Origin of the sequence: Nocardioides astragali, from assembly GCF_024436375.1 — a bacterium.
Taxonomy (GTDB): Bacteria; Actinomycetota; Actinomycetes; order Propionibacteriales; family Nocardioidaceae; genus Nocardioides; species Nocardioides astragali.
The window spans coordinates 901403-924298 of record NZ_JAFMZM010000001.1 but is presented as its reverse complement, the minus strand read 5'-3'; the positions used below and the strand labels follow the sequence as shown (position 1 = coordinate 924298).

Genomic DNA, 22896 nt, shown 5'->3' with positions numbered 1-22896 from the left:
GTCCGCATCCACAGTCTAGGTGTCTCAACCGACATCCCCCTAACGCTATTCCTGCTGACCGGACTCACCGGCCCAGGATCGCGGCGCCCACCGCGGCGACCGGATAGTGGCGCGGCACGATGCTGAGCCGTTCGGCCAGGCCGAGGGAGGCGAGGAAGGGCGACCCCTCCCCCAGCGCCCGCAGCTGGCGTACGACCTCCTCGCGCAACGGTTCGCCGACCTCGCTCACGCCGCCACCGAGCACGATGCGCTCGGGGTCGATCGTCAGGCCGAGCACCCGGATCGCGCTCGCCACGCCCCAGCAGAAGCGGTCGCGCACGACGACGGCGGCGTGGTCGCCGGCGGCTGCGGCCGCGAAGAGGGCTGCGGCCGGCGGCTGGTCGGTCGTGGGCCAGGCCTTGGCCAGGGCGCCCCCCGAGGCGATCGTCTCCAGGCAGCCGGTCTGCCCGCACCCGCACTGTGAGCCGGCAGGGTCCACGGGCACGTGCCCGATCTCGCCCGCGGCGCCGTGCTCCCCGCGGCGGAGCCGGCCGTCGATCACGAGTCCGGCCGCCAGTCCCGTGCCCACGCTGACGTAGACCACGTCGTCGGCGCCCGCCAGCGCCCGGGCGGCCAGCGCCGCGACATTGACGTCGTTCTCGAGGACCACCGCGACGCCGAGGCGCTCCGCGAGCAGGTCGCGCAGCGGGAGGTCGTCGCCGTTGACGCCGAGGTTGACCGCGTGCCGGAGGACGCCGCGCTCCACGTCGACCAGACCGGGCACGCCGACCCCGACCCGACAGGTCAGCGGCGCACCGGTGGCGTCCTGCAACGCCTCGAAGACCCGCCCCGCGGTGGCGAGCACCCCGTCCGCGCCCGGGAGCGTGGACTCGCGGACCTGCGCGAGGATCTCACCGTCCTCCCCCAGCACGACACCGTGCGTCTTGGTGCCACCGATGTCGAGCCCGACCGCTCGAGTCCCTGCCAGTGCGGCGTTCACCGCGTCCACCCTGCCTCTCGCAACCGATCGACCACTGCGGCGACGCCCGGACCGGACGACCCGCGCGCGCAGATTCTCGCAAGCCCCACGTCGTACGCCCCGGGCCAGCCCCATTCGACGACCACGACGGAGCGCCCCTCCCCCGCCAGTGACGCCAGGAAGGCTCGCACCTCGGGACGCCGGTGCGCGTCGCGGACCTGCACGACCAGCGGCCCGGCCGGCAGGTCGCCCGGCAGGCCGTCCGCCAGGGACGCCGGGTCCAGGCGGTGGTCGGGGGCGATCCCCCACGCGACCGCTCCGACGGCGATGTTGGCGACCGTCTCGACGCTGACCACGAGTGCACCCGCCAGGTCGGGAAGGTCACGCTCGACCAGGAGGGTGGGGGCGACCGCGTCCCGCTGCCGGCGCTGGTCCGGAGGCCCGACCGATGCCGCAGCCGCAGGCACGCGCATGGACTGGACCCGTCGCGCTGCGTCGGCCAGGCGTACGACTGGGAGCCGACCGTTGCCGACCGCCGACGCGATGGCGGCTCGTACGTCCTCGACCATCGAGGAAGGCAGGTCCGGCCCGAGGCACAGCAGGTCGCAGCCGGCCACCAGTGCGAGGACCGCGGCCTCGGGGATACCGTGCACCGCCGAGGCGCCCGCCATGTCGAGGGCATCGCTGACGATCACGCCGTCGAAGCCGAGCCGGTCGCGCAGCAGGCCGAGGACCGCGGGGCTGAGGGTCGCGGGCCGGTCGGGGTCGAGTGCCGGGACCAGGATGTGCGAGGTCATGACGGCCGCGACGCCCGCTCCGACCACCGCCGCGAAGGGCACGAGCTCGCGCTCCGCGAGGGTCGCGAGGTCCGCCTCGATCGTCGGCAGCGCCAGGTGGCTGTCGATCGCGGTGTCGCCGTGGCCCGGGAAGTGCTTGGCGCAGGCAGCGACGCCGGCCGACTGGATCCCGCGGGTCCAGGCCGCGGCGTGGGCGGCGACGAGTGCGGGCCCGGCCCCGAAGCTGCGGGTGCCGATGACCGGGTTGTCGGGGTTGCTGTTGACGTCCGCGACGGGTCCGAGGTCCAGGGTGATCCCCACCTCGGCCAGCTCCGCCCCGATCCAGCAGCCCACCGACTCGGTCAGCTCGAGGTCGTCGACCGCACCGAGGGCTGCCGCGCCGAGCACCGAGCTCGGGGTGCTGGTGTGGAGGCGGCTCACGTCGCCACCCTCCTCGTCGACAGCGACCACCGCCCGCGGGTTGGCCCCGCGGATCGCGGCACTGAGAGCGGCCGTGGCGGCGGGGCCGTCGGCGGTGTTGCTGCCGAAGTAGCAGATCCCCCCGAGGCCCTGCTCGAGCAGCGCGCGGTAGTCGTCGGGCAGGGCGGTGCCGGTGAAGCCGGGCAGCAGCACCTGGAGCGCGAGGGACTCCACGTCCTCCGGCCGTGGGGTGTTCTTCATCCCTTCACCGCCCCGGCGGTCAGCCCGCTCGCCATCCGGCCCTGCACGAGGAGGAAGAAGACGATCACGGGTACGGCGATGAGGGTCGAGCCGGCCATGATCCCGCCCCAGTCGGTGCCGCGGTTGACGTCGGTGAACGTCGAGAGCCACAGCGGGAGCGTCCGCTGGTCCTCCCGCGTCATCACCACCAGCGCGAGGGTGAACTCGTTCCATGCCTGGATGAAGCCGAAGACGCCGGTCGCGACGAGGCCCGGCGCGAGGAGCGGGAAGGTGATCCGGAAGAAGGCCTGGGTGCGGGTGCAGCCGTCCATCATCGCGGCCTCCTCGAGCTCGTACGGCACTCCCTCGACGAAGCCGCGCAGCGTCCAGATCGTGAAGGGGAGCACGCCGGCGACGTAGACGACGGTCAGGCCGACGACGGTGTTGAGCAGCTCCATCGTCTCGAGCATCTTGTACTGGGAGATGAAGAGGCCCTCGGCGGGGATCATCTGGATCACCAGCAGCGTGACGATGAAGGACAACCGGCCCCGGAACCGGAAGCGCGACACCGCGACGGCGGCCACGAACGCGAAGGTCAGCGCCACCACGAGCGTGAGCCCGGTGACCATGAGGCTGATCTTCATCGCGTCGAGGAACTGCCCGCTCTCGAAGACCGTACGGAAGTTGTCGAGGTCTCCCCCGAACGGCACCCAGGTCGGCACCGGGTTGCGGATCTGGTTGCGGTCGAGGAAGGAGCTGTTGACCATCCAGTAGACCGGGAACGTCGCCAGCGCGAAGGCGACCAGCCCGACTGTGTTGGCCAGCCAGCGCACGGGGCGCGGAGCGGTGCGCGCCATCAGACGGTCCTCTCCTGGCGCAGCATCGACCGGACGTACGGAGCGGTCAGGACGACGGTCAGCGCGAGCATGAAGACCGCGACCGCGGCCGACGTGCCGAAGTCACCGCCGCCGATGCCGAGCCGGTAGATGTAGGTGCCGAGGAGGTTGGTCGCGCGGGCGCTGCCGCCGGCCTCCTGGAGGATGTAGACCTGGGTGAAGACGCGCAGGTCCCAGATGATCTGCAGCAGCCCGACGACGAGGAGCACCGTCCGGATGGTCGGCAGGATGACGTAGCGCAGGCGCTGCACCACCCCGGCGCCGTCGATCTCGGCGGCCTCGAGCAGCTCGCCGGGAAGCTGGGTGAGCGCGGCGTAGACGGTGAAGGCGACGAACGGGACGCTCATCCAGACCACGACCACCGTCGCGACGAAGAAGAAGGACAGGGGACGCAGCAGCCACCCGTGCCCTTGGAAGTCGCCGCCCATCGAGGTCAGCACGTAGTTCACGACGCCGTACTGGGTGTCGAAGAGCCACTGCCACACGGTCAGCGAGGCGACGACCGGCATCGCCCAGGCGAGCAGCAGGCCCGTCTGGGTGAGCAGTCGCACCGGCGTGGACATGGCGCGCATGACGAGCGCCAGCCCGACGCCCAGCACCATCGTCACCGCGGCGTTGACCAGGCAGAAGGTGACCGTACGCGCCGTGACCCGCCACAGGTAGGCGTCGGTCAGCAGCTCCCGGTAGTTCGCCAGGCCGACCCACTCCGGCGGGCGCCCGAACTGCTGGGCCAGGCCGAACTCCTGGAAGGAGAGGACGAGCTGGCGCAGGAGCGGGTAGCCGAGCGCCAGGCACAGGGCGAGCACGGCGGGACCGATCAGCAGGTAGGGCAGGGCGGTGCCGCGTGTGCGGCGGGTGCGCTCGGTCATCTCTGCCCCTCTCGGCCGTCGGGCTGCGGTCATCATTGCGCGACTGGATGGCATGGCTGGATGGCGTGACGGGATGGCGTGGCTGGATGGCGTGACTGGGTCCCGGGCAGGCAGCGGCGGGGGCAGCGGCTGGTGCCGCCCCCGCCGGTGCCGGCTCGGTGGGTGGGTCAGCCGTTCAGCTGACCGCTCATCTGCTCGTCGGCCTTCGCGGCGAGCTCGGCCACGTCACCACCCTGGGCGATGGCACTGAAGAGATCCTCCAGGACGCGCGAGCCCTCGACGTTGGCCCATCCGGGAGCGGCCGGGGTGAGCTTGGCGTTGGACGCGGCGGCCACGGTCGCGGCGGCGTACTCGTCGTCACCCAGGAGCGAGGCGAGCGACTCCTTGGCGGGCGTGAGGCCGGCCCCGGCCATGATCGTCTGGTAGTCGTCGCTCAGCATGAGCGCGACCGCCTCCTGGGCCAGGTCCTGGTGCGGGGACTTCGCCGCGATCGCGATGTCGGAGCCGCCCATCAGGACGGGAGCGGGCTCAGCGTCGGTGCCGGGGAGGGCGAAGACGCCCATCTCCTTGGCGTAGGTGTCGGGGCAGCCGGTGTCCTCGGCCTCGATCAGGCCCTTGACCCAGCCGGGCGTCGACATCATGCCGACCTCGCCCGCGCAGAAGGGCGTCCACGGGTCGGCCTCGTTGCCGTCCTTGGGAGCGCCCGAGGCCCCCATGAAGAGCTGCTGCGCCATCTCCAGGCCGGCCAGCGACTCGTCCGAGCTCAGCGCCGGGGTCCACTCGCCGCCCTCCTCGACCGCGAGCTCACCGCCGGCGGCCCAGACGAACGCGGCGCCGTTGCGCCAGTCCTGACCGGGGAACCAGAAACCGGAGAAGTTGGCCGGCTTGGGGTTGGCCTTCTTGAGCTCGATGGCCGTCTGGACGAACTCGTCCAGCGTGGTGGGCACCTCGAGGCCGGCCTTCTCGAGGAGGTCCTTGCGGTAGAAGATGTACTTCGAGCCGGCGTAGTAGGGGACGGCGTACGTCTTGCCGTCCACGGTCGCGCCGTCGACGAAGCCCGGCAGCAGGTCGTCGCCACCGAGGGCGTCGAGCTCGCCGGTGAGGTCGGCGAAGGCGCCGGCCGAGGTGAAGGTCGGGGCCTGCGTGTTGCCGATCTCGACGACGTCGGGCGTCTCGGACTCGCTGGACAGCGACGTGGTGAGCTTCTCCACCAGGCCGTCCCACTCCTGCTGCTCGATGGTCAGCGTGGAGCCGGGGTTCTGGTCCTCGAAGGTCTCTTTGAGCCAGTCGCGGGCCTCCTGCGGAGTGTCCGTCCCGTTGAGCCAGACGCGGATGTCCGCGGACTCCGCACCCCCGCCGTCGTTGGACGACGAGCCGTCGTCCTCGTTGCCGCACGCGGCGAGTGTCGTCAGCGCGAGCGCGGCGATCGCCACGCCGCTCATGGACTTCTTGATGCGCACCACGGTGTGTCCTCTCATCGATGTTTCGGAGCTGGGGGCCGGGGACGAGGCGCTCATGAGACGCCCAGCTCCCCGGAGAGCACGAGCACGGCTGCACCGACGACCACGACGTCGTCGCCGAGCTTGGACGTGCGGACCGCGAGCGCGGTCGAGCTGATCGGCATCGTCCGCTCGCGGATGGTCCGGTCGGCCGCGTCGAGCAGCGGCCCGTCGAGCAGCTCCGCGGGACCGCTGAGCACGATCTCGTGCAGGTTGAGGGCGGCCACGATGGGCGCGAGCACCTCACCCAGTCGCGTCCCGACCTCGGAGAGCACGGCAGGGGCGTCGACGCCGGGCTCCGCGACGCGTCGCCGGAGGCGCGGCGCCGCCAGGAGGGTCTCCAGGCAACCGGTGCGCGAGCAGGCGCACAGCTCGCCCTCGGGGTCGACCACGACGTGGCCGATCTCGCCGGCGGCGCCGAGGTGGCCGTGCAGGAGGGACCCGCCCAGCACGAAGCCGGCGCCGACACCCGTGCCGACCCGCAGCACCATCAGGCCGCCGTCGCCGGACTCGCCGAAGGTGTGCTCGCCCAGCACCGCGGTGTTGGCGTCGTTGGCGACGAAGACCGGGAGACCGGAGGCCTCGGCCAGCCGGGCCGCGAGGGGCGTGTCGGTCCAGGCCAGGTTGGGGGCGTCGATGACCGTGCCCGCGCTGTCGACGACACCGGGGCTGCCGACGCCGATGCCGAGCAGCGGGCGATCGGTCAGCTCTCTCAGCTCCGCGACCAGCTGCTGCACGAGTTGGACCGCCTGCTCGCCCACGGCTCCGTCGACGTGCACCTCGTGGCGGGCCAGGACCGTGCCGGCGAGGTTGACCACCGCCCCCGACATCCGGTCCGTCTCGGACAGGTCGAGGCCGATGACGTGGTGGGAGTCGGCTGCGAGGCCGACGAGCGTGGGGGGCTTGCCGACGCGGCTCTCGGCCGGGGCACCGAGCTCCGACACGAAGCCCTCGGCCAGCATCTCCCCGACCAGGTCCGACACCGTGACGCGGGTCAGGCCGCTGACGCGGGCCAGGTCGGCGCGGCTGGCGGGCCCCTCCCGGAACAGGTGCTGGAGCAACAGGGAGCGGTGGTGCCGGCGGGCGTCCTCCTGGAGGAGCTTGCCCTGCGGTCGCAGCGGGCGGCCGACTGGAGTGTGCGGGGTCACGTTTGTTAGTTCAGCGTACTTACATATCCCCCGTCAAGAGTCCAGTCCCAGAAACCTCTCCCCGGTCTGGTCCAGGAGCGCGGCCGTGTTCGCCCAGCACACGGCGCGCAGCCAGTCCTCCCCCAGCCCGAGCCGGGCGAGCGCGTCGAGCTGGTCGGCGTAGGGGTAGGGGATGTTGGGGAAGTCGCTGCCGAGGTGGACCTTGCCGGCCAGTCCCAGGTCACGCAGCCGCGGCAACAGAGCCGGCGGGTACGCCCCGCCCATCTCCTCGAAGAAGGGCGTGAAGGCCATGGTCGTGTCGAGGGCGACGCGCTCGTGGGTCTCGGCGAGACGCAGGAACTCGCCGTACTCGGGCGCGCCCGCGTGCGCGACCACCAGCCGCAGCCGTGGGTGCCGGGCGAGGAGCGCGGCGACCGGACCGGGGCCGGTGTGCTCGGTGGGCACCGGCCCGCTACCGGCGTGCAGCACCACGGGGGTGCCTGTCGCCGCGATCAGTCCCCAGGCCTCGTCGAGCAGCGGGTCGGTGACGGTGAACGCCCCGACCTGGACGTGCACCTTCCACACCTCGACGTCTGCGGATCGGGAGGCGACGTACGCCGCCACGCCGGGCTCCGGGAAGAACGTGGCGCACACCGCCGCCTCGGGCACCCGCTCCGCGAAGCCGGCGGCCCAGTCGTTGAGGAACTCGGCCATGCCGGGCCGGTGGGCGTAGGGCAGCGCGGTGAAGCGGCATACGCCGAACGAGCGCAGGGCCTCGACCAGGACGTCGTCCTCGGCGCGGTAGTGCAGCGGCCACGGGCGGCCGATCAGCGGCCCGGCGGCGTCGAACTGGGCACGCACCTTGGCCATCACGCGCGGCGGCAGGAAGTGGGTGTGGAGGTCCAACAGGCCCGGGAGGCCGAGGCCGTCGGCGAACGTACGCGCACGCGCGGCCTCGTCGGGCATCTGGCTCAATCCCGGTGGCCCTTCAGCCTGCGCTGGACCGCCTCGACCTTCTCGCGATTGGCGGTGCGCTCGGCGAGGGTGTGGCGCTTGTCGTAGGACTTCTTGCCCTTGGCGAGCGCGATCTCGACCTTGGCCCGGCCGTCCTTGAAGTAGAGCGCGAGGGGCACGATCGTGTAGCCCTTGTCGGTGATCTTGCGCTCGATCTTGTCGATCTCCGAGCGGTTGAGCAGCAGCTTGCGGCGACGGCGGGCCGCGTGGTTGGTCCAGGTGCCCTGGCTGTACTCGGGGATGTGCACGCCGAGCAGCCAGGCCTCACCGTTGTCGATCTCGGCGAAGCCGTCGACGAGGGACGCGCGGCCCAGCCGGAGCGACTTCACCTCGGTCCCCATGAGGACCAGGCCGGCCTCCCACGTGTCCTCGATGTGGTAGTCGTGGCGCGCCTTCTTGTTCTGCGCGACCATCTTCTGGCCCTGCTCCTTCGCCATGGGGCCATTCTCCCAGAGCGTGTCCAGCCGGTTCGCCGAGCGGTGGGTCAGAACCAGTTCATCGGGTCGACGGCCTTGCCGTTGGCCATCACCGTGAAGTGCAGGTGGCAGCCAGTCGACCAGCCGGTGCTGCCCTCGAAGCCGACGACCTGACCCTGCGCGACGTGGTCGCCCACGCCCACGGTGTAGCTGGTGGCGTGGTTGTAGATCGTGGCGATGCCCATGCCGCCGATGACGCCGTTGTCGATGATCAGGCGCTGGCCGTAGACGCCGCTGTAGTACGACGACACGACCCGGCCGGGGGCCGCGGCCCGGAGCGGCGTACCGCAGCCGCCGCCGAAGTCGACGCCGTCGTGGAGGCCCCAGTAGTGGTAGATCGGGTGGGTGCGGTAGCCGAAGCCGGAGGTGACGTAGCCGTCGACCGGTCGCGCCAGCAGCCCCGTCGAGGGGACACCCGCCTGCGACCGGGCCTTCGCCCGTTGCCGGCGGAGCGCGGCGAGCGCTCGCTTGCGCAGCATCTCCTCGATGCGGTCCTGCTCCCGCTTGAGCTTGCGCAGCTTGGCGGCGTCCTTGGCCCGCGCCTGCTGGGCCTCCGCCCGCGCGTCTCGCCGCTCCACGACGAGCGCGACCACGGAGTCCTTGGCCGCCTGCTGCTCGGCCGCCAGCTCCTGCATCAGCACCAGGTGCTCGGCCGCCGCCTCGCGCTGGGCGGCCACTTCGTCACGAGCCTCGGTGACCTGACGCTCCTGGACCTCGAGGAGCACCTCGGCGGCCCTGAGCTCGTCGTACGCCCGGGCCTCCTGGCCCACGATCACGTCGCGCACGCCGTCACGCCGGGTGAGCTCCTCGGTGGTCTCGGCGTCGATGAGCGAGGAGAAGGCGATCAGCTCGGGGTCACCCTCGGAGTACATGTCGGCCACGGTGGCGGCGACCTTCTGCCGCTGGGTCTCGCGGTCGACCCGGCCCTGGGCCAGCGCGGCCTCGGCCTCGGCGAGAGCGGTCTCGGCGGCGGCGAGCTCGGCCTTCATCTCGGCGTCGCGCTCCGCGGCGACCTCCACCTTGCCGCGGGCCGTGGCCAGCCGCGTCTTCGCGTCGGCGAGCTGCTCCTTGGCGGCGTCGAGGCGGGCGGTGGCGCGCTGGAGCTGCGCGCTCGAGGAGTCGAGGTCGTCGTGCGCGCCCTTGATGTCGCGCTCGACCTGGCGCTGCTTGTCCTTGAGGTCGTCGGCCTGCGCGACAGCGACGGAGGACACGCCCAGTGACACGGCCACGATCAGTGCTGCGGCCATGCGGCGATGAGCGGTACGGGGGAAGTGACGCACCGGGGGAAGCCTTTGCGTTGGGGAAGCGGGGAAGGGCGCCTCCCCCACGGCTTCGAGGGGAGACGCCTAGACGCTAACCCCCGCGACTCAGACTTTGAGGTATTTGCGCGTCAACACGAGTGTCGGGAGCAAGGTGAGCAGCGGACCGAGGACCGCGACGGACGCCACGGCGAGCCTGAACTCGCCCCATCCGATCCACGGCACGAACTTCAACCGGTTCTGTGACAGCTCGGAGATGCCGAAATACATGAAGCCCCACAGCGCCCCGCCGGCGAGGGCGACACCGATGAGCGCGGTGACCAGCGCCTCGAGCAGGAAGGGCAGCGCGATGTAGAGCGTGGAGGCGCCCACGAGACGCATGATGCCGATCTCCTTGCGGCGCGCGAAGGCTGCGAGCCTGATCGTGTTGGCGACCAGCAGCAGCGCGGCGAAGACGAGGAATCCCGCTGTCCCCAGCGCCACCCACTGGAGCATGTTGATCGACTCGAGGATCGGCGCCACCTGTTCTCGCATGTCGCGCACCTTGGACACGCCGTCGAGTCCCTGCACGGCCGAGGTGATGCCTTCGTACTGCTCGGGGTCCTTCAACGTGATCCAGATCGTCTGTGGCATGTCCTCGGCCGTGATGGCCGGGTTGTCGCCGGAGAACAGCTCGTCGCCGTAGAGCTCACGCGCCTTGCCGAGCGCCTCCTCGCTGGACTCGAAGTGGAAGTCGTCGACCTCCGGGTTGTCCTGGACGACCTGGGAGATCTCCGTCTTCTGCGCGTCGGTCACCGCGTTGGGGCACACGGCGCTGCTGTCGTTGACCCGGCACAGGTAGACCGTGATCTGGAGCTGGTTGCCCCAGTGGTCGGCGGCCTTCGATGCCTGCTGGTTGAACATCACGCCGAGGCCGACGAGCGTCAGCGAGACGAAGAGGGTGAGCACGACCGCGAGGTGCATGGACAGGTTGCGCCGCAGGCCCTGACCGAGCTCGGAGTAGACGTAGCGAAGCTGCATGGAGGGGAGGCTCTCGATCCTGGGGGAGGTCGGGGGTCAGTTCTGGGATCAGTTCTGCGGTCAGTTCTGGTGGCCGTAGACGCCCTGCGCCTGGTCGCGTACGACGTGGCCGTTCTCGAGCTCGATGACGCGCTTGCGCATCTGGTCGACGATGCCGGAGTCGTGCGTCGCCATCACCACGGTCGTGCCCGTGCGGTTGATGCGGTCCAGCAGCTTCATGATCCCGACGGACGTCGTCGGGTCGAGATTTCCGGTGGGCTCGTCGGCGATGAGGATCATCGGGCGGTTGACGAACGCCCGAGCCACGGCGACGCGCTGCTGCTCACCACCGGAGAGCTCGTCTGGCATCCGGTCGCCCTTGCCGCTGAGGCCGACCAGCTCCAGCGTCTCGGGGACGAGGTCCTGGATCTCCTTGCGCGACTTGCCGATGACCTGGAGCGCGAAGGCGACGTTCTCGGTCACGGTCTTGTTGGGCAGCAGCCGGAAGTCCTGGAAGACGGTGCCGATGTCGCGGCGCAGCCGGGGCACCTTCCAGCTCGCCAGGCGGTTGATCTCCTTGCCCGCGACGTAGACCCGGCCGGAGGTGGGGCGGTACTCGCGCAGCACGAGGCGCAGGAAGGTCGACTTCCCGGAGCCCGAGGACCCGACGAGGAAGACGAACTCCCCCTTCTCGACGTCGACGGAGATGTTGTCGAGGGCGGGGTGCGGGTGGCCGGGGTAGGCCTTGGTCACCTTCTCGAAGCGAATCACGCGTCGAGGCTACGTGAGGGGTGCACGGGCCCGCGAAACGCGCGCCGGGCTGCAACCGGCCAGGGGTGCCGGGCGTGTTGGGTGGTGAGAGGCGTCGACCTGACGCTCGGGAGACGGGACGCGCATGGGACACGGGGCCGAGAGCGACTTCGCGGACTTCTACGCCGCCACATGGCCGCGGACGCTCGCCTGCACGTACGCCCTCACCGGCGACCGCGGCGCGGCGGAGAAGATCGCCCAGGAGGCCTACGTCAAGGCGTGGTCGCACTGGCGCTCACCGATCTTCAGGGACCTCGAAGACCACGTCGGCTCGGGTCCTGCGCTCCGGATCCCACGCCAGCACACCGTCCTCGGCGGCGACCGAGTAGAGGACGTCACCGTCCGGCGACCACGCCACGGCGCCGGGTGCGGTGGAGTGCCCTGCCAGCTCGTGCACCTCCGCCGTCTGCGCGTCGGGGGGCCAGAGCGTGACGACGGTGTCGTCGAGCGACGTGAGGGCGAGGACGTCGTCGTCGGGCGCGAAGGCCGCTTCGTGAAGGCGTACGCCGCGCAGCTCGGCGGCCGGCGCCCAGGTCCTCGTGTTCCAGACGACGGGCTGCCCATCAGCCCCCGGGCCGACCAACTGGCGCCCGTCCGCGCTCCACGCCACCGTGCCGCCCCGTCCGGAGCCGAGCTCCTGGGAGTCACCGGAGCCGATTTCATGCACCTCGACAGGGCCGTTGCCGGCCGTGGCGACCTGCTGGCCGTCGGGCGAGAAGGCGAGCCGGTGCACCTCGCCGGCGGTGTCGAACACCGTCTGCTCGCGGCCGTCGACCGACCACACGCGAAGCGTGCCGGACCCACCGGAGCCGAGCGACGCGGCCGCCACCAGGGCGCCGTCGGGGCTGTAGGCCACCGCGGTGACGGGTGAACCATCGGCGACCTCGCCGTCGTCCACGCCTTCGAGCTCGCTCGTCGGGTCACCCGAGTCGAGGTCCTCCAGCACGATCGCGGCGTCGTCCCCGACGACCGCCAGGCTGGACCAGTCGGGCGACACAGCGGCCGACCCACGGTCCGGCAGCAGCTCCAGGGTGCCGTCGACCGCATCCCAGCGGCAGATGCCGTTCCAGCAGTCGGCGATGACCTGCGAGCCGTCGGGGCTGATCGCCAGCTGGTCGGTGGCCACCAGCTCGAAGGGGACGCTCCCGCTCGTGCCCCCACCCTCGACAGCACCGGTGCCGGCGCCAGTGGTGGGCACCTCGTCCTGGGAGCAGCCCGAGACGAGCACGGCCACGAGGGCGGCCACGGCCGCCCGGAAGTGATGCTCAGGCACGGACCACAGCCTGGGGCACCCCGGTGACGTCGAAGTGCACCACACGGCCGTCCTGGCACTCGATCCGATCGAGCGTGCGCAGCCCGTCGCGCAGCAGGGCCTGCCTCCGCGGCCGGTCGCCGAGGCTGTCGACGACGTCGTACTCGTCGCTGATCCGGAGCACCGACCACGGTCGCTCGCGGGAACCGTCGCCGGTCGAGAGGATGCTGTCGAGGGCCGCCCGCGACAGACGCGCGTGGCGGGCGGCCGCGTCGTCGCGACCCGTGCGACGCAAGGTGTTCGCCAGCATCGCGTGGGCGCTCGGGCTGAACAGCGACCCCGGCATGCTCTCCTCCAGCACCGTCACGGCCTCGGCGTCCTTGCCGTCGCGAAGCAACGCACCCGCGTGCGTGCGGACGCCGAGGTCGGGGTCGAAGCCGGGTGCAGCACGAACGGCTCGTCGGAGGGCACCGAGCGAGTCGGGGGTCGGCTCGGCCAGGTATCCGTCCACGAGGTCGGCGTACGTCGTCCTGGGCGTCATCCCTGTCCCTCCTCGAGCAGCCGCTCGAGCTCATCCTCGGTCATGGCCTCGAGCTCTTCCTTGCCGATCTGACGAGCGTCGGCCTCGACCGGTTGCTCGAAGTACTCCTCGTAGGTGTCACCGCCGGAGGTTGACTTGTAGTCGTCGAAGTTCTCGTCCCAGTCCTCCGCCTGCTCCTCGCTGATGCCGTCCTCCTCGTGCATGTCGAAGGGGTCGTCCTGCCAGGGGAAGTGCCAGTCGTCCTGGTCCTCGATCGCCTCGAACTGGCGCGCATGGCGCATCTCGTGGGCGACGGTGTTGAGGATCTGGGGGTCGTCGAGGATCCCCTCGTTGAGCGCGATCTCCGTGCCCCCTCCCCGGCACTCGCCCCACGGTCCCCACGTCTCGGGCTCCCAGGTGATCGAGGGGGTCGGGATACCGGCCTCGGCCGCCTGCTCCTCGATCATCTCCTCGATGACGGCTCGCCGCTCGTCGTCGGTCATCGAGGCCCACTGCTCGGCGACGGCGGGGTCGGCGACGCCGTAGTCGTCCACGAACGGCACGTGGCCGGCCGGGATGCCTTCCGCGAGGGTGGCGTCGGCCGCGGCAACCCGCCCCAGGATGGTGGACACCTGGTCGGCGATGGCCTGAGCGGCCTCGTGTCGGACGCGGGACCACTCCTCGGCCACGTAGCGGTTCTCGAAGGTCGGCGGGGTGCTGGTGTCGGTCACCGTCCCGTCATCGCTGATCGAGAACTGCTTGGCCCGTGCTTCGCCTTCGACGTCGAGGACCAGTCGCTCGACCTCGCTCACGATCGGCTCCGCGTCGTAGAGGGCGCGCTGCATGGTGCGCTTGCCGTCGATGTGCCGGTTGAGCTGCTTGACCAGCAGCGTGCGCCTGATCACCGCGAAGGTGACCGCCGTCCCTGTCCAGGAGGTGGGTACGCCCTGGCTCTCGAGCAGGTCGCGCGATCCCTCGAGTGCATCGAGGTCGCCCTTGATGCTGTCGCCGGCCTTCCCGAGCGGTGCCGCCTGCCACCTCTGGGCATCTCCGTAGGTGATGCTCACGACCCACCGCCCAGCAGCCATCCGAAGAGGCCTCCCGCGGACTCATCGACCTGTCGATAGTCCTCTCCCGCGGCTGCGAGGTCGCTGCCGAACTCGTCGGCCGCCGTGACCCAGGCGGCGACGTCGTCGTCCCAGCTCGTGCCGAGCTCACCGAGGTATCCCGCCGAGGCAGCTCCCGGGATGGCGGCGGCCGCAGCGGTGAGCTCCTCCGAGGACCCCCGGCCCTTGGCACCGGCGGCCGCGCTCTGCGCCGCGTTGGCCGCGTCCTGCATCTCACCGTGCGCCACCTGCAGCTGCGACACCTGGACCCCCCCAAGCTAGACGTCTCGATCGTTGGAGGACGTCTACCCAGGAGGACCGGGCGGAAACCCGGTGACCGACTCCCTCGTCAGGCGTCGACCTTCTCGGCACCTCGGCGCCAGCGGATGCCGGCCTCCATGAAGTCGTCGAGGTCGCCGTCGAACACGGCGCTGGGGTTGCCGGACTCGTGGCCGGTCCGGAGGTCCTTGACGACCTGGTAGGGGTTGAGGACGTAGTTGCGCATCTGGTCGCCCCAGCTGGCCTGGACGTCTCCCTTGAGGTCCTTCTTGAGCGCGGCCTCTTCCGCCTTCTTCTTGGCGAGCAGCTTGGCCTTGAGGACGACCATCGCGGACGCCTTGTTCTGCAGCTGCGACTTCTCGTTCTGGCAGGACACGACGATGCCGGTCGGGATGTGCGTCAGGCGCACGGCGGAGTCGGTGGTGTTGACCGACTGGCCGCCGGGGCCGCCCGAGCGGAAGACGTCGGTGCGGATGTCGTTCTCGTCGACCTCGACCTCGTCGGTCTGCTCCATCATGGGGACGACCTCGACCGCCGCGAAGGAGGTCTGGCGGCGGCCCTGGTTGTCGAACGGGCTGATCCGCACGAGGCGGTGGGTGCCCGCCTCGACGGAGAGGGTGCCGTAGGCGTAGGGCGCGTGGATCGCGAACTCGGCGGACTTGATGCCCGCCTCCTCGGCGTAGGAGACGTCGTAGACCTCGACGGAGTACTTGTGCTGCTCGGCCCAGCGCGTGTACATCCGCATCAGCATCTCGGCGAAGTCGGCGGCGTCGACGCCACCGGCGCCGGAGCGGATCGTCACGATCGCCTCGCGCTCGTCGTACTCACCGGCGAGCAGGGTGCGGATCTCGAGGGACTCGACGGCCTTCTTGATCCGGCCGAGCTCCTTCTCGGACTCGGCCAGCGTGTCGGCGTCGCCCTCCTCCTGGGCCATCTCGACCATCAGGCCGAGGTCCTCGATGCGGGTCTCGAGGCCGGTGAAGCGGTCGAGCTCGCCCTGCAGCGCGGACAGCCGGCCGGTGACGCGGGTGGCGTTGGCCTGGTCGTCCCAGAGGTCGGGAGCGGCGACCTGCTCGCCGAGGTCGGCGACTTCGGTCCGCATCCGGTCGAGGTCGAGGACCTGACCGATGGTCTTCATGGTCGCCTGGAGCTGCTTGATCTCTGCGTCGTACTCGATGCCTGCCACAAGACCCAACACTACGGCGCGGCCGTGAGGAGCGCGAAAGCAGCGGCGGACGCGTCCGAGGGCCTGTACCCCGGGCGCGTCCGCCGCTGCGGACTGGTGGTGCGTCTCGATCAGCGCGTGCAGAGCACCTTGGGCGTCGCGACGGCCGCGACGGCGGCGGGAGTCGCAGTCGTCGAGATGTCGAACTTGAGCCGGAAGGCGTTGGAGATGTCGATGACGTGGTCGGCCACGACGGTGCCGATGGCCAGCGCGTGGGTGACGCGGACCGCTCCGTCGGTGGAGACGGTCACCGCGCCGGACGAGCCGGACGCGGAGTCGTCCGTCAGCGCGTACGTCGCCTCGAGCGCCAGGCACTTGCGACCCAGCGTGTACTCGACCGAGGCCGGCGTGCCGGAGATGCCGCTCACCAGGCTGGAGGCGTAGTAGTCGGTGGCGATGTTGGCGCCGCGGACGACCAGGTTCGTCCGGGGTCCGGTCGCGCGGGCGCCGAGCTTCTCCCAGGCGTAGACCTGCACAGCCAGTGCCTTGCTGATGCCCTTGGCCAGGCCGTCCGACGCCGGCTTGACGACGCGGTACTCGCGCTTGCCGGGGGTCGAGGGGACGTCCTTGAGCACGTAGGTGCCGGTGCTCTTGATCTTCGCCGTGCCGGTCGCCTTCCAGGTCTTCTTCGGCAGGACCCGCTGCTGCAGGATCACCTTCTCGCCGGCGGCCTTCGGCGTGACGCGGCCACGCACCTTGAGGGTGGTCTCCTTGCCGATGGCGACGGTCTTGTTGATCTTGGCGGTGACGGAGTAGGCGTCGGCCTTCGCGGGTGCGGCCTGCGTCGGTGACGTGAGGGCGAGCGAGCCGAGGGCCAGCGCTGCCGAAGCGGTCAGGGTGATGATGCGATTCATGAAATTTCCCCGGTGTCTGTGCGATGGCCCCGTGGGGCCCTTGCCACAGGAGACTAGGGCGTCGGCGAAAAAGTTGTGATCGGGCCGAGCAAAGTTCCGGCGTGTCGCGGCACGGCCAGTGCTCCGGCCTCGATGGCGACGCCTGACGGCGTCGCGAACAGGACCTCGCGCTCGCCGACGTCCAGGCTGACGGCCTCCTCGCCGGTGTTGACCACGACGAGCAGGTCACCGCGTCGCAGGGTGAACAGCCGTCCCTCGACCGAGCAGGAGACCGAGCCGAACGCGGGGTCGGTGAGCTGCGGGAGCTCACGCCGCAGGCGCCCGAGGCGGCGATAGCAGTCGAGCACGACGGCGTGCCGCCCGGTGCTCCGCTCGTCCCAGTCCAGGCGCGAGCGGCGGAAGGTCTCGAAGTCCTGCGGGTCCGGCACCTCGGCGGGGTCCCAGCCCATCTTCTCGAACTCGGCGATCCGCCCCTCGGCGGTCGCCCTGCCGAGCTCCGGCTCGCCGTGGGAGGTGAAGAACTGGAACGGGGTCGAGGCCGCCCACTCCTCCCCCATGAACAGCATCGGCGTGAACGGGCCGGCCAGGGTCAGCAGGGCGGCGCAGGCCAGCTGGTCGTCGTCGAGGTGCTCGGCGAGCCGGTCGCCGCGGGCGCGGTTGCCGATCTGGTCGTGGTTCTGGTTGGCCACGACCAGCCGCCAGGTGGGCATGTGCTCGGTGTCGACGGGCTTGCCGTGCTCGCGCTCGCGGAACGACGACCAGGTGCCGTCGTGGAAGAAGCCGCGCTCGCAGACCTTGGCGAGCGCCTCCAGCGGCTCGAAGTCGGCGTAGTAGCCGGTCGTCTCGCCGCTCAGCGCGACGTGCACGGCGTGGTGGAAGTCGTCGCTCCACTGCGCGTCGAGGCCGTAGCCGCCGGCCTCCCGCGGCCGCACCAGGGTGGTGTCGTTGAGGTCGGACTCAGCGATCAGGGTCAACGGGCGCCGCAGGTGGGCCGACAGCGCGGCGGTCTCGATCGCCATCTCCTCGAGCAGGTGGACCTGCGAGGTGTCGCTCAGCGCGTGCACGGCGTCGAGCCGCAGGGCGTCGACGTGGCAGTCCTCGAACCACATCCGGACGTTGTCGAGGATGTAGCGGCGGACCTCCGCGGACCCCTCGCCGTCGAGGTTGACGAGGTCGCCCCAGGTGTTGCGGCCGTCCTTGAGGTAGGGGCCGAAGAGCGGCAGGTAGTTGCCCGACGGGCCGAGGTGGTTGTGCACGACGTCCTGGACGACGCCGAGCCCGGCGGCGTGACAGGCGTCGACGAAGCGCTGGTAGGCGTCCGGGCCGCCGTAGCCCTCGTGGACCGCGAACCAGCCGACCCCGTCGTAGCCCCAGTTGTGGGTGCCGTTGAACGCGTTGACCGGCATCAGCTCGACGAAGTCGACCCCGATGTCGCGGAGGTGGTCGAGCCTGCCGATGGCGGCATCGAGGTCGCCCTGGGGCGTGAAGGTGCCGACGTGAAGCTCGTAGATCACGGACCCGGCGAGCTGGCGTCCGGTCCACGAGTGGTCCGTCCAGCGGAACGTCGCCGGGTCGTAGGTCCGGGACAGCTCGTGCACTCCCCCGGGCTGGCGGCGCGAGCGCGGGTCGGGGCGTGGCGCGGGGTCGTCGTCGAGGAGGTAGCCGTAGTCGAGGTCGATCTCGTGGTCGCTCGCGGCGGGGGGCAGCGGCTCGGCGGGCGTCCACCAGCCGTCGTCGCCGCGCTGCATCTCGCGCACGCCACCGCCGTCGCCGTCCACGACCAGCCGCATCCGCTGCGGCCGCGGGGCCCAGACGTCGTACGGTCCGCGCGCCATCTCAGTCCTTCCTCACGAGGAGGGCGACCGGGTGGGTGGCGAGCAGATCGGCGAGCCGTCCGTCGGTGTCGAGCCCGGTCAGCACGTCGTGCCAGCGCCCCTCGGGCAGGTCGAGGACGGTGTCGCCCCAGCCGCCGGCGGCGGCGAGGCCGGCCGGGAGCCGGGTGACGACGGTGATCGCGCCGCCCCGGTCGTACGCGACCACGTGCCCCGCCGCGGTCCCGCTCGCGCTCACCGGCGTGTAGGTGGTGAACAGCTCGGGTCGCTCTCGGCGCAGCGTCAGCGCCGAGCAGGTGACGTGCAGCTTGGTCGCGGCATCGTCCTCGCCGGTGCCGGCGAGCACGGCGGCACGGTGCTCGAAGTCGACCGGGCGTCGGTTGTCGGGGTCGACCAGCGATGTCTCCCACAGCTCGCTGCCCTGGTAGACGTCGGGCACTCCCGGCATCGTCAGGGCGAGCAGCTTGGCGGCCAGGGAGTTGGCCTGCGCGGGCTCCTCGATCCGGGCCGCCAGCCCGACCAGCACGTCGCGCACCTCGTCGGACTCGAAGACCGCGTCGACCGCGGCGTGGACCGCGGCCTCGTACGCCTCGTCGGGCTCGGTCCACGTGGTGCGGTCGCCGGCCTCGCGCATCGCCTTCTCGGCATAGCCGTGCAGCCGCGCGGGCAGGTCGGGCAGGTGGTCGGGGGTCCAGGCGCCCAAGACGGCCTGCCACAGCAGCGACCCGAAGGCCGGGTCGGGCACGGGTGCGAGGCGCAGGAGCTCGGTGAGCGCCTCCTCCCAGGCGGCGGGCTCCTCGGCCAGGACGGTGATCCGGGCGCGAACGTCCTCGCCACGCTTGGTGTCGTGGGTGGACAGCGTGGTCATCGAGTGCGGCCAGTCGCGCTGGCGGGCGGCCATCGCCTCGTGGAAGTCGTCGACACCGATCGTGAAGATCGACGGGTCGCCGCCGACCTCGTTGAGCGAGGTCAGCCTCGACCAGCGGTAGAAGGAGCAGTCCTCCACGCCCTTGGCCATCACCATGCCGGAGGTCTGCTGGAAGCGGCGGGCCGGCGCGGTCCAGCCGTCGGCCAGGACCGGCTCGAGGACGTCGTACGTCGCGGCCAGGTCGGGTCGCGCGGCGCGGGCGGCTGCGAAGGCCTGGTCGAGGTGCTCGCGCCCCTCGGGCAGGTAGGAGCGGTAGACCGGGAAGCAGGCCAGCAGCTCGGCGACCGCGTCGGCCACCAGGTCCTCGTCGGGCGCGTCCTCGACCACCCGGCCCAGCTCGCGCGTGATCCGCAGGACCTCCGAGTGGAGGATGCCGGTGGCGACGGCGCGCTTGTTGTCGTGCACCATCTGCGCCCAGTCGACCGGCGCCCCGCGCAGCTTGTCCTCAAGCTCGGTGAGCGGCGCCTCGCCGGCGGGGTCCGTCAGCACCCGGTCGACGTACGCCAGCGCGTCGTAGCCCGTCGTACCCATGGTCGCCCAGCTCTTCGGCAGCTCCTCCCCCGGCTCGAGGATCTTCTCCACCAGGACGTAGGCACCACCGGTGAGGGCGGCGAGGTCCTCCAGGTAGCGGTGGGGGTCGCGCAGGCCGTCGGGGTGGTCCACCCGCAGCCCGTCGACCAGGCCCTCGTCGAACCAGCGCCGGATCTCCACGTGGGTCTCGGCGAAGACCTCGGGGTCCTCCACGCGTACGGCGGCGAGGGTGTTGACGGCGAAGAAGCGACGGTAGTTGAGGTCCTCGTCGGCCGCGCGCCAGTTGACGAGCTCGTAGTGCTGCTCCTCCATCGTCGTCGTGCCAGGGGCCAGCGGGAAGCGCTGGTCGTGGTAGCGCACCTCACCCTGCCCCGAGTCCGACACGGCGATCGTGATCGCATCCTCGTCGTCGTCCCCGACCACCGGGATCAGGATGCGTCCGTCACCCGCGGCCCAGTCGACGTCGAAGGCATTGGCGTGCTCGGACTCGCGGCCCAGCCGCAGGACGTCCCACCACCAGGGGTCCTCCGACGGAGTCGCGACGCCGACGTGGTTGGGGACGATGTCGACCAGCACGCCCATGCCCAGCCGGCGAGCCTCGGCGGACACCGCGTCGAGGCCCTCCGCGCCGCCGCGCTCGGGGTCGACGTGGTCGAAGGCGACGACGTCGTAGCCGTGGGTGCTGCCCGGCTCGGAGGCGAGCAGCGGCGACAGGTAGACCCAGTCGACGCCGAGGGCGTGCAGGTAGGGCAGCACGCGGGTGGCGGCGAAGAGGTCGAAGTCCGGGCTGATCTGGAGTCGGTAGGTGCTGTGCGGGACGCGGGTCGCAGGCTCGGTCACGGGGCGTCCGTACCCGACCTTGCCGCAAGGGATGCAGCCACCGAGTGGTCCGGGCTGGCCTCGGGCTCCCTGTGCTCACGGAGCACGACGAGGCTGTGGGTGGTGAGCTCGAACTTCCCGCCGGCCTGGAGGGTCGCGTCGGCGTCCGGGTCGCCGCCGGTGTCGATGACGATGTCCCACGCCGCGGCGTACTCCTCGGGCGGCAGGGTCACCTGCGCCGGGCCGTCGGCGTTGAAGTAGACGAGGAAGTGGTCGTCGGTGATGGTGCCGCCGCGGGCGTCCTTGCCGGCGATGCCGTCGCCGTTGAGGTACATCCCGATCGCCTTGGAGCCCTCCCAGTCGCCGTCCTCCATCGGCTGGCCGTCGAGGGCGAGCCAGACGATGTCGTTGAGCCGCTCGCCGTCCCCGGTGCGGACGGTGCGGCCGTCGAAGAAGCGCTTGCGGCGGAACGTCGGGTGGTCGGCGCGGAGCCGGGCGACCGCGGCGGTGAACTCGACCAGCGGCCGGTCGGCGTCGTCCCAGTGGACCCAGCTGATCTCGCTGTCCTGCGCATAGGTGTTGTTGTTGCCGTGCTGCGTGCGGCTGAGCTCGTCACCGTGCAGCAGCATCGGTACGCCCTGGCTGAGCAGCAGCGTGGCGAGGAAGTTGCGCTGCTCGCGGGCCCTGGCCTCGAGGATCTCGGGGTCGTCGGTCGGGCCCTCCACGCCGTGGTTCCACGAGCGGTTGTGGCTCTCGCCGTCGTTGTTGTCCTCGCCGTTGGCCTCATTGTGCTTCTCGTTGTAGGACACCAGGTCGCGCAGGGTGAACCCGTCGTGGGCGGTGACGAAGTTGATGCTCGCGAACGGGCGGCGACCCGAGTGCTCGTAGAGGTCGGAGGAGCCCGCGAGCCGTGACGCGAAGTCGCCGAGCGAGGGCTCGCCGCGCCAGAAGTCGCGCACGGTGTCGCGGTAGGCGCCGTTCCACTCGGTCCACTGGGGCGGGAAGCCGCCGACCTGGTAGCCGCCGGGACCGATGTCCCACGGCTCGGCGATCAGCTTGACCTGGCTGACGACCGGGTCCTGCTGCACCATCTCGAAGAAGGTGGAGAGCTTGTCGACGTCGTAGAACTCCCGCGCGAGGCTCGCGGCGAGGTCGAAGCGGAAGCCGTCGACGTGCATCTCGGTCACCCAGTAGCGCAACGAGTCCATGATCAGCTGCACCGAGTGTGGGTGGCGCACGTTGAGGGTGTTGCCGGTCCCGGTGTAGTCCATGTAGTAGCGCTGGTCGTCCTCGACGAGGCGGTAGTAGGCCGGGTTGTCGATGCCCTTGAAGCTCAACGTCGGCCCGAGGTGGTTGCCCTCGGCGGTGTGGTTGTAGACGACGTCGAGGATGACCTCGATGCCGGCGGCGTGCATCGCCTTGACCATCGCCTTGAACTCCTGGACCTGCTGGCCCTGCTGGCTCGACGCGTAGTCGGCGTGCGGCGCGAAGAAGCCGAGGGTGTTGTAGCCCCAGTAGTTGCGCAGTCCCTGGTCGAGCAGCGTGGAGTCCTGGACGAACTGGTGCACCGGCATCAGCTCGATCGCGGTCACGCCGAGCTTGGTGAGGTGGGCGGTGATCGCTGGGTGCGCGAGCCCGGCGTACGTCCCGCGCTGCTCCTCGGGCACGTCAGGGTGCAGCTGGGTGAGGCCCTTGACGTGCGCCTCGTAGATGAACGACTCGTTGTAGGGGATCGCCAGCCGGCGGTCGCCCTCCCAGTCGAAGAACGGGTTGATCACGACGCCGTGAATCATGTGCGCGGCGGAGTCGTCGTCATTGCGCGAGTCCTCGTCGCCGAAGTCATAGCCGAACAGCGACTGGTCCCAGTCGATCTCGCCGGCGGTCGCCTTGGCGTAGGGGTCGAGCAGCAGCTTGTTGGGGTTGCAGCGCAGGCCCTTGGTCGGGTCCCACGGACCGTGCACGCGGTATCCGTAGCGCTGGCCGGGCTGGACCGTCGGGATGTAGCAGTGCCACACGTAGGCGTCGACCTCGGTGACCTCGAGCCTGGTCTCGCGGAACTTCCCGCGCTTCTTGGGGTCCGGGTTGAACAGGCACAGCTCGACGCGCTCGGCGACCTCGCTGAAGAGCGCGAAGTTGGTTCCGCTCCCGTCGAAGGTCGCGCCGAGGGGGTAGGGCATGCCGGGCCAGGTCTCAGTCACCCCCGTGAC

20 protein-coding genes are annotated in these 22896 nt (G+C 70.9%); all 20 read right to left on the bottom strand.

Translation table 11 applies throughout. The features are described 5' to 3' along the window. Positions 1-64: 64 nt before the first annotated feature. Positions 65-979, bottom strand: a complete 915-nt coding sequence (locus J3P44_RS04470) for an ROK family protein (RefSeq protein ID WP_255889025.1) — start codon at positions 977-979, stop codon at positions 65-67. Beyond that, a complete protein-coding gene (locus tag J3P44_RS04465; RefSeq protein WP_255889024.1) occupies positions 976-2415 on the bottom strand; it encodes a glycoside hydrolase family 3 N-terminal domain-containing protein in 1440 nt (479 codons plus the stop codon). Before J3P44_RS04465 ends, J3P44_RS04470 begins: the two co-directional genes overlap by 4 nt. After that, positions 2412-3251: a carbohydrate ABC transporter permease gene (locus J3P44_RS04460; RefSeq protein WP_255889023.1), complete on the bottom strand. Its 840-nt coding sequence runs from the start codon at positions 3249-3251 to the stop codon at positions 2412-2414. Before J3P44_RS04460 ends, J3P44_RS04465 begins: the two co-directional genes overlap by 4 nt. Further along, positions 3251-4159 (bottom strand): carbohydrate ABC transporter permease, encoded by a 909-nt coding sequence (locus tag J3P44_RS04455; protein ID WP_255889022.1) that lies wholly within the window; start codon positions 4157-4159, stop codon positions 3251-3253. The genes J3P44_RS04460 and J3P44_RS04455 overlap by 1 nt, the downstream gene beginning before the upstream one ends. A 167-nt stretch (positions 4160-4326) precedes the next feature. Then, complete coding sequence (locus tag J3P44_RS04450) at positions 4327-5637, bottom strand: extracellular solute-binding protein (RefSeq protein WP_255889021.1); 1311 nt, start codon at positions 5635-5637, stop codon at positions 4327-4329. Between the two features lie 35 nt (positions 5638-5672). Next, positions 5673-6806: an ROK family transcriptional regulator gene (locus J3P44_RS04445; RefSeq protein WP_255889020.1), complete on the bottom strand. Its 1134-nt coding sequence runs from the start codon at positions 6804-6806 to the stop codon at positions 5673-5675. Between the two features lie 33 nt (positions 6807-6839). Next, complete coding sequence (locus J3P44_RS04440) at positions 6840-7751, bottom strand: amidohydrolase family protein (RefSeq protein ID WP_255889019.1); 912 nt, start codon at positions 7749-7751, stop codon at positions 6840-6842. Positions 7752-7756: 5 nt separating this feature from the next. Then, positions 7757-8236, bottom strand: a complete 480-nt coding sequence (gene smpB, locus J3P44_RS04435) for an SsrA-binding protein SmpB (protein ID WP_255889018.1) — start codon at positions 8234-8236, stop codon at positions 7757-7759. A 47-nt stretch (positions 8237-8283) separates the two neighbouring features. Then, complete coding sequence (locus tag J3P44_RS04430) at positions 8284-9522, bottom strand: M23 family metallopeptidase (protein ID WP_255889017.1); 1239 nt, start codon at positions 9520-9522, stop codon at positions 8284-8286. Positions 9523-9642: 120 nt separating this feature from the next. Continuing rightward, complete coding sequence (gene ftsX / locus J3P44_RS04425; RefSeq protein ID WP_255889016.1) at positions 9643-10554, bottom strand: permease-like cell division protein FtsX; 912 nt, start codon at positions 10552-10554, stop codon at positions 9643-9645. 60 nt (positions 10555-10614) lie between these two features. Then, positions 10615-11304, bottom strand: coding sequence for a cell division ATP-binding protein FtsE (ftsE, locus tag J3P44_RS04420; protein ID WP_255889015.1), 690 nt, complete (start codon positions 11302-11304; stop codon positions 10615-10617). 274 nt (positions 11305-11578) lie between these two features. Further along, on the bottom strand, positions 11579-12616 hold the full coding sequence (locus J3P44_RS04415; RefSeq protein ID WP_255889014.1) for a WD40 repeat domain-containing protein: 1038 nt from the start codon (positions 12614-12616) through the stop codon (positions 11579-11581). Then, on the bottom strand, positions 12609-13136 hold the full coding sequence (locus J3P44_RS04410; protein WP_255889013.1) for a DUF4919 domain-containing protein: 528 nt from the start codon (positions 13134-13136) through the stop codon (positions 12609-12611). The genes J3P44_RS04415 and J3P44_RS04410 overlap by 8 nt, the downstream gene beginning before the upstream one ends. After that, the gene (locus tag J3P44_RS04405) at positions 13133-14182 is read right to left on the bottom strand and encodes a hypothetical protein (RefSeq protein ID WP_255889012.1); all 1050 of its coding nucleotides are present in this window, start codon (positions 14180-14182) and stop codon (positions 13133-13135) included. The genes J3P44_RS04410 and J3P44_RS04405 overlap by 4 nt, the downstream gene beginning before the upstream one ends. Next, entirely contained in the window at positions 14179-14484 is a 306-nt protein-coding gene (locus tag J3P44_RS04400) for a hypothetical protein (protein ID WP_255889011.1), read from the bottom strand. The genes J3P44_RS04405 and J3P44_RS04400 overlap by 4 nt, the downstream gene beginning before the upstream one ends. 86 nt (positions 14485-14570) lie before the next feature. Further along, positions 14571-15686: a peptide chain release factor 2 gene (gene prfB / locus J3P44_RS04395; RefSeq protein WP_255889010.1), complete on the bottom strand. Its 1116-nt coding sequence runs from the start codon at positions 15684-15686 to the stop codon at positions 14571-14573. Positions 15687-15796: 110 nt separating this feature from the next. Continuing rightward, positions 15797-16579: a hypothetical protein gene (locus J3P44_RS04390; RefSeq protein ID WP_255889009.1), complete on the bottom strand. Its 783-nt coding sequence runs from the start codon at positions 16577-16579 to the stop codon at positions 15797-15799. A 53-nt stretch (positions 16580-16632) separates the two neighbouring features. Continuing rightward, on the bottom strand, positions 16633-18414 hold the full coding sequence (treZ, locus tag J3P44_RS04385; RefSeq protein ID WP_255889008.1) for a malto-oligosyltrehalose trehalohydrolase: 1782 nt from the start codon (positions 18412-18414) through the stop codon (positions 16633-16635). A 1-nt stretch (position 18415) separates the two neighbouring features. Continuing rightward, a complete protein-coding gene (gene treY / locus J3P44_RS04380) occupies positions 18416-20710 on the bottom strand; it encodes a malto-oligosyltrehalose synthase (protein ID WP_255889007.1) in 2295 nt (764 codons plus the stop codon). Then, positions 20707-22866 (bottom strand): glycogen debranching protein GlgX, encoded by a 2160-nt coding sequence (glgX, locus tag J3P44_RS04375; RefSeq protein ID WP_255889162.1) that lies wholly within the window; start codon positions 22864-22866, stop codon positions 20707-20709. Before glgX ends, treY begins: the two co-directional genes overlap by 4 nt. Positions 22867-22896: the final 30 nt, after the last annotated feature.